The following is a 6,000-nucleotide window of genomic DNA, read 5'->3' as shown; positions in this document are numbered from 1 at the left end:
GTGCTGATATGGCTCAGTTGGTAGAGCGCACCCTTGGTAAGGGTGAGGTCCCCAGTTCGACTCTGGGTATCAGCACCAGTTTTTAGGTTAAAGTTCGGCGATTTGAAAAGAATTTGCCTGGCAACGATAGCGCGGTGGTCCCACCTGACCCCATGCCGAACTCAGAAGTGAAACGCCGTAGCGCCGATGGTAGTGTGGGGTCTCCCCATGTGAGAGTAGGGCATTGCCAGGCATCAAATAAGTGAAAAGCCCATCCGTCAGGATGGGCTTTTTGCGTTTATGCGGCTGCGAAAATATACATTTATAGCAAACCTGGCAATGACAATTTGCCCATTTGACCTTATTTAAAGGATCGTTTCCCGAGCTTCAGCTGCCGGTATTGCAGTTTAAGCATTGTGGAGCTTACCTTCGGGAAAAGCGGTGCCGGAGATTGCTCCGGCACCTGTCATGGCAGAGAAAAGAAAGGAATTAACGAGTCAACGCCACGATGCCGAGCGTCAGGCCAGCGACGGCAGCTGCACCCCCGGCAATCGCACCGGCGGTTTCCCAGTTATCCTGGGTCGTTCCTTTCATACAGGTATTGGTGTGCACTAATCTGCCTTCAGAATCATAGACCGGTACACACGGAGAGTCATGTGCACAGCCGGCGAGTAGAGTTGCCAGCAATGCCACTATAATAACTTTATTCATGATATTACCTCTAAATAATCCGCTTCGCTGTATTGGGGAACCCATACCTGCGCGGAACGGTTTATTTTATCATCAGCAATACGGGGGGCCGCTAGAGTAAATAATCTCAATTTATGAGTAACGTAAATATCATGAAGAAATCCAGATAACTATGGGGAAATAATGTGTATTGGGTACCGCGGTAATAAATATATTTAATATCATCAGGATAGTTATTGAAACGCAGACGAAAAAAGGCACCTGAAAGGTGCCTTTAGAAAAACATATTTACTCTGCGTGTTTCGTAAAGCGGCGTCTTACCACGACGAAGAAGACAGGAACAAAGAAGATCGCCAGTAATGTTGCCGTCAGCATTCCGCCCATAACGCCGGTACCGACCGCGTTTTGGGCGCCACTGCCGGCTCCATGGCTAATAACCAGAGGCAGAACCCCGAGGATAAAGGCCAGCGAAGTCATCAGGATAGGGCGTAAACGCATACGCGATGCTTCAAGTGTGGCTTCGATAATTCCTTTGCCTTCTTTATCCATCAGGTCTTTCGCAAACTCCACGATAAGAATCGCGTTTTTCGCAGAGAGGCCGATAGTTGTTAATAAGCCCACCTGGAAATAAACGTCATTATTAAGCCCGCGTAACGACGCTGCCAGTAATGCACCAACTACCCCTAATGGAACGACGAGCATGACGGAGAAGGGAATAGACCAACTTTCATAAAGTGCCGCAAGACACAGAAAGACAACAATAAGCGAAATGGCGTAGAGCGCGGGCGCCTGGTTACCGGATAAACGTTCTTGATAGGACATTCCCGTCCAGTCGTAACCAATACCGGCAGGAAGCTTGCTGGCTAACTGCTCCATTAAAATCATCGCATCGCCGGTACTTTTCCCCGGAGCAGCTTCACCCAAAACTTCCATAGAGGGTAAGCCATTATAGCGCTCCAGGCGCGGTGAACCATAAACCCAGCGTGAGGTGACAAAAGCGGAGAACGGAACCATTTCGCCATTCGCGCTGCGGACGTACATATTATTGATATCGCTCGGCAGCATACGGAATTTTGCATCGGCCTGAACATAGACTTTTTTCACTCGTCCATGGTCAATAAAGTCGTTGACGTAGTAACCCCCTAGCGCCGCGGAAATGGTTTCATTGATATCGGATAGCGAAATACCCAGAGCCTGAGCTTTCTCCTGATCAACATCCAGCTTGAATTGCGGCGTGTCTTCGAGCCCGTTGGGGCGAACGCGTACCAGCTGCTCGGGATGCTCTCTCACCATACCCAGAAGTTGATTACGGGCCTGGGTTAACGCGCTATGGCCAAGGTTACCCTGATCGATAAGCTCAAAGTCAAAACCGGTCGCCGTACCCAGTTCGATAATTGCCGGCAGATTGAAAGGAAAGACCATAGCATCTTTAATCTGACTGAAGGCAACGGTCGCACGTTTGATGATTGCCTCAACGCCATTCTCTGCGCCACTGCGTTCTTCCCATGGCTTCAGGCTGACAAACGCCATACCGGAGTTTTGACCCTGACCGCTAAAGCTAAAGCCGTTAACGGTAAAGACGCTTTCAACATTCGCCTTCTCTTTATGCAGATAGTAATCGGTAACCGTATCAAGAACCTTTTGCGTGCGTTCCTGCGTTGCGCCTGAAGGAAGCTGGATCATGGTCATAAATACCCCCTGATCCTCATCCGGCAAGAAGGAGGTGGGCAGACGCATAAACAGGATGGCCATACCCACAACGATCAGCAAATAGATGATCAGGTAGCGTCCGGTACAGCGCAGGATCCCGCTGACGCTGTTAGTGTAGTGGTTCACGCTACGATCGAATTTCGCATTAAACCAGCCAAAAAATCCTTTTTTCTCATGATGATCGGCTGATGCGGGTTTCAGTAATGTGGCACACAGCGCGGGGGTCAGGATCAGCGCAACTAGTACGGACAGCGCCATGGCGGAGACGATGGTGATAGAAAATTGCCGATAGATCGCCCCCGTAGAGCCGCCAAAGAAGGCCATCGGGACAAACACTGCCGATAGCACCATGGCAATGCCGACTAGCGCCCCCTGAATTTGCGACATTGATTTTTCCGTCGCTTCTTTGGGGGGAAGCTTCTCTTCTACCATGACGCGTTCCACGTTTTCCACCACCACGATAGCATCGTCGACCAGAAGGCCTATTGCTAGCACCATGCCAAACATCGTTAGCGTATTGATGGAGTAACCGAACATCGCCAGTACGGCAAAGGTCCCGAGCAGGACGACCGGAACCGCAATGGTGGGGATCAGCGTGGCCCGGATATTCTGTAAGAACAGATACATCACCAGGAAGACGAGGATAATCGCTTCAAACAGTGTTTTCACAACCTCATGAATAGAGATTTTCACAAACGGCGTAGTGTCATAGGGATAGACGACCTTCATCCCCTGCGGGAAGTACGGCTGCAGTTCGGCAAGCTTCGCTTTAATCGCTGCGGCGGTATCGAGGGCATTGGCGCCGGTAGCGAGCTTAATTCCTAGTCCTGAAGCCGGTTTTCCATTGATTTTTGCGACAACGTTGTAGTTTTCACCTCCCAGCTCAATACGTGCCACATCTTTCAGGTGCACCACTGAGCCATCTGCGTTCACGCGCAGAGTCACTTTGCCAAACTCTGCCGGATCCTTCAGTCGCGTCTGAGCAATAATGGATGCATTTAGCTGCTGGCCTTTAAGGGCCGGCGTACCGCCAAGCTGGCCTGCTGCAATCTGATCGTTCTGTACCTGCAGTTGGTTAATGACGTCGACAGGCGTGAGGTTGTACTTATTCAGGAGATTACCGTCCAGCCAGACGCGCATGGCATACTGCGCGCCGAAGAGCTGTACATCGCCGACGCCGTTAAGGCGGCTGATGGTATCTTTGACGTTCGATGCAACGTAGTCGGATATATCATCCTGAGTAGTACTCGTGTTATCGGAGATGAATCCGGCAACCATCAGGAAACTACTGCTTGATTTCTCGACGCTAATACCCTGCTGCTGTACTTCCTGAGGAAGAAGCGGCGTCGCCAGCTGCAGTTTATTCTGCACCTGAACTTGCGCAATATCCGGATCCGTACCTGACTTAAAGGTCAGGGTGATGGTAACGCCGCCTGCGGAATCGCTGGTTGAGGACATGTACATCAGATTATCGATACCGTTCATGTTCTGTTCGATAACCTGAGTCACCGTGTCCTGAACGGTTTGTGCGTCCGCACCTGGATAGGTTGCGGAGATAGCCACCGCTGGCGGCGCGATAGTCGGGTATTGTGCAATCGGTAGCTGCATAATTGCGAGGCCACCGGCAATCATCATGATGATTGCCAGCACCCAGGCGAAGACCGGTCGATGGATAAAAAACTTAGACATAGGGATTCGTACCTTATTGCGCGACGGACGTCGCGGTATCCTCTTCGGCCTTCACGGTGACGCCGGGACGTACTTTCTGCAGACCGCTGACGATAACCTTTTCACCGGCTTTCAGACCGCTCGTGATTAACCACTTATCGCCAATCGCCTGTGAGGCGGTGACGGCTCGCGTTTCCACCTGGTTTTTGTCATTAACGAGCATCACGCTGGCATCGCCGCGCGGCGTCCGGGTGACACCCTGTTGAGGAACGAGAATGGCATTCGGTGACACGCCCTCATCAATGCGGGCGCGAACAAACATCCCTGGCAGCAGAGCGTGCTGTGGGTTGGGGAAGATGGCGCGAAGCGTAATAGAGCCGGTGCTCTCATCTACCGTGACGTCAGAGAACTGCAGCGTGCCCTGGAGCGCATAAGGTTTTCCGTTTTCCATAATCAACTGCACGCTTTTGGTGTCACTGCCGTGCTGCAGGCTTTCCTGTTTCAGGCGCATGAAATCATTACTGGATTCGGTGACATCCACATAAATGGGATCGAGCTGCTGTACCGTCGCCATCGCGTCAGTCTGACCATTTGTCACCAGGGCACCTTCGGTCACGCTGGATTTGCCGATGCGGCCGCTGATTGGCGACGTCACTTTTGTGTACGCCAGGTTAATACGCGCGCTTTCCACGGCTGCTTTTGCGGCGATAACGTCGGCATCGGCCTGGCGCGCGGTCGCCACCGCCTGATCGTATTCTTGCTGGCTGATATATTTTGTGCCGAGAAGAGGCGCGTAGCGTTTTACCGTTAAATGGGCGATGGCGGCTGCCGCCTCTGCTTTCGCTTCATCACCCTTTGTGCTGTTGTAAGCCGCCTGATAGGTCGCCGGATCGATTTGATAAAGCGACTGTCCTGCGCTGACATCGCTACCCTCGACAAAGTTACGCTGCAGGATAATTCCGTTCACCTGCGGGCGGACTTCCGCGACGCGGTAGGCTGATGTGCGGCCAGGTAGCTCTGTGGTGACGGACAGCGGCGCGCTGTGTACGACATAAACGGAGACCTGAGGTATCTGCGCATGCGGTTGCCGATCGCCTGAATTATCGCAACCGCTGAGCAGGATGGCCGGGATGATAAGGCTGGATAAAAGTGTAACCCTGACATGAGGTGTCATTGCTGTTCCTTATAGATTATGAGCCAGGCATGGCCACGAATCTGTGCAAGAAATAATGAATTAAAATGCGGTTTGTTATCCTACAAATAAAAAACGATGGATGTAAGACATAGTTATTTTTTAGCCATCAGCAAGGCACGTAAAAACAAAATATCAGGAATAATGTTTTTAGAATGATCTTAAATTAAAATTTGCTTACATTGATATTTAATATATGAATGTATTTATCTTAATTATTCTTGCGGTGTATTTATTGGGGAGCGTTTGAGATTTAACTTATCTGTATTTTTGCTAAACAATATTGATTGTCAGATGTTAGGTTTATAGGTATCCAGCGATTTCCCCACACTCTCAATCTGGCGTTGAGTGGAGCACCGTATGCCTAGGGAAGGTGCGAACAAGTTCCTGATATGAGATCATCATATTCATCCGGAGCGCATCCCAGAGGGACATCATGAGCCATCAACTCACCTTCGCCGATAGTGAATTCAGCACTAAGCGCCGTCAGACCCGAAAAGAGATTTTCCTCTCCCGCATGGAGCAGATTCTGCCATGGCAGAATATGACCGCTGTCATCGAGCCGTTTTATCCCAAGGCGGGCAATGGCCGACGGCCCTATCCGCTGGAGACCATGCTGCGTATTCACTGCATGCAGCATTGGTACAACCTGAGCGACGGTGCCATGGAAGATGCCCTGTACGAAATCGCCTCCATGCGCCTGTTTGCCCGATTATCCCTGGATAGCGCCCTGCCGGATCGCACCACCATCATGAATTTCC

4 protein-coding genes, 1 tRNA gene and 1 rRNA gene are annotated in these 6,000 nt (G+C 51.0%); 3 read left to right on the top strand and 3 right to left on the bottom strand.

What is annotated here, in order from left to right; translation table 11 throughout:
• Window positions 1–2: 2 nt before the first annotated feature.
• Together HMPREF1144_RS12630 and rrf are read left to right on the top strand one after the other, a co-directional pair.
• Window positions 3–78: transfer RNA gene (locus HMPREF1144_RS12630), tRNA-Thr, on the top strand.
• A 38-nt stretch (window positions 79–116) separates the two neighbouring features.
• Window positions 117–232, top strand: a 5S ribosomal RNA gene (gene rrf, locus HMPREF1144_RS12625).
• 236 nt (window positions 233–468) lie between these two features.
• Here rrf and HMPREF1144_RS12620 read toward each other — a convergent pair.
• From HMPREF1144_RS12620 to HMPREF1144_RS12610, 3 genes are all read right to left on the bottom strand, one after another.
• Complete coding sequence (locus HMPREF1144_RS12620) at window positions 469–690, bottom strand: hypothetical protein (protein ID WP_004854727.1); 222 nt, start codon at window positions 688–690, stop codon at window positions 469–471.
• 267 nt (window positions 691–957) lie between these two features.
• On the bottom strand, window positions 958–4,068 hold the full coding sequence (locus HMPREF1144_RS12615; RefSeq protein WP_004854724.1) for an efflux RND transporter permease subunit: 3,111 nt from the start codon (window positions 4,066–4,068) through the stop codon (window positions 958–960).
• Between the two features lie 13 nt (window positions 4,069–4,081).
• Entirely contained in the window at window positions 4,082–5,221 is a 1,140-nt protein-coding gene (locus tag HMPREF1144_RS12610) for an efflux RND transporter periplasmic adaptor subunit (RefSeq protein WP_009652952.1), read from the bottom strand.
• A 454-nt stretch (window positions 5,222–5,675) separates the two neighbouring features.
• Here HMPREF1144_RS12610 and HMPREF1144_RS12605 point away from each other — a divergent pair.
• Window positions 5,676–6,000 (top strand): IS5/IS1182 family transposase (locus tag HMPREF1144_RS12605; RefSeq protein WP_009652953.1); only part of this gene is annotated, 325 nt, incomplete at its 3' end.

It is taken from the genome of Klebsiella sp. OBRC7, assembly GCF_000293135.1.
Lineage (GTDB): Bacteria > Pseudomonadota > Gammaproteobacteria > Enterobacterales > Enterobacteriaceae > Klebsiella > Klebsiella michiganensis.
This window is presented reverse-complemented; position numbering and strand designations above follow the sequence as displayed.

Excerpts from the sequence above, each read along its gene's own strand:
- HMPREF1144_RS12610 (WP_009652952.1), bottom strand. The coding sequence starts at position 5,221 with ATGACACCTCATGTCAGGGTTACACTTTTATCCAGCCTTATCATCCCG.
- HMPREF1144_RS12620 (WP_004854727.1), bottom strand. The coding sequence starts at position 690 with ATGAATAAAGTTATTATAGTGGCATTGCTGGCAACTCTACTCGCCGGC.
- HMPREF1144_RS12615 (WP_004854724.1), bottom strand. The coding sequence starts at position 4,068 with ATGTCTAAGTTTTTTATCCATCGACCGGTCTTCGCCTGGGTGCTGGCA.